1 protein-coding gene is annotated in these 1,106 nt (G+C 64.6%); it reads right to left on the bottom strand.

Translation table 11 applies throughout. The features are described from left to right. Positions 1-278: 278 nt before the first annotated feature. Positions 279-1,070 (bottom strand): TniQ family protein, encoded by a 792-nt coding sequence (locus tag MSZK_RS31725; RefSeq protein WP_099252457.1) that lies wholly within the window; start codon positions 1,068-1,070, stop codon positions 279-281. Positions 1,071-1,106: the final 36 nt, after the last annotated feature.

Below are 1,106 nucleotides of genomic sequence, written 5' to 3'. Positions count from 1 at the left end.
CTATGGCCCCGTCACGGACATGACCGCGACGGTATCATCGCTGGTCATCCGCACTTCCAACTCACTCTCCTACAGATAAGATTCGAACTTGCCGTCAGCGAGGATGACCTCAGCGAGCAGGTGCTGCGCGGCGGTCGGGTCGTGAGCGTCCAGTACCGCGGCGGCAAGGGTACTGGCTCTTGCGGTGTGCACGGCGGAGGGCATCGTGGGTCGGGCCGTGGTTCGTCCTTTGCTGCTGCGGTCTGGGCTGGCGGCAACAGCGTTGTCGGAGCGCAGCGTTAAGTCCGCGGCGCCGCCGAGAAGTGTGAAGACGTACGAGCAAGGGTTTTCACGTCCATGAGCATCTCGTGTGGTCTCGGTTGATGTGCGCCGTACACGCGGAGCCGCCTTGGTCTTCCCGCGAGCAGCGCGTTGATGAGCCGCTGGGTCCGCGCCATCGAGAGGCTCAGGGGGTGATCGGCTGGCTGAACGCGGGTCAGGTCGGCGCCGCAAAGCCGCCGCTGCCCGACGAGGTCGAGGATCGGTTGAGCACATCGGTCCAACTCGGGGATCATGTAGGTGGGTGGGCGGTAGCGTTGCGGCGCAGCGCAGTTCGGGCAACCGTCCTGCAGCAGGCATTTGTGGGTAGGACAGGCGAAGGTCCAGTTGAGTCGCCATGCGAGCAGCCAGCGCCCTCCGGTGTCGGTCAGGCACTGTGGGCACCAACGTGAGGAGGTGCGCCAGTCCCAAGTCGAGGACAGCAGCGTTCGTCCACCGCTGAGCGGGCCCACACCACTTCCGCTGCGCGGCAACGCCAACGCATTGACAACATGGCGGCCGTAGCCGGTTGCCTGAGCGATTCCGTCGATATCGGCGGGGGTGAGTAGGCGTATCCAGGCCCCGTAGAACGAAATGGGTGCGATGGCGCATCGCTCGATGACAGCTCGGCGTGGCACGTGGTGCCGGTGGGCGATCGCGTCGAGCCAGGAGTCAAGCGCCTCGCCCTGGATCGGCGCTACCCGCAGCGGAAAGCTACGGTGAACCACCCCGGGTTTGATGCACACCTTCTTTCGAGGGAAGGTTGTTTGCATCATGCCGAACAAGTACGACGACGAGTTCAAGGCCCG

Origin of the sequence: Mycobacterium sp. shizuoka-1 (genome assembly GCF_002723835.1) — a bacterium.
Classification (GTDB): Bacteria; Actinomycetota; Actinomycetes; order Mycobacteriales; family Mycobacteriaceae; genus Mycobacterium.
Note: the sequence above shows the minus strand (reverse complement) of the source record. Positions and strands in the feature narration are given on the sequence as shown.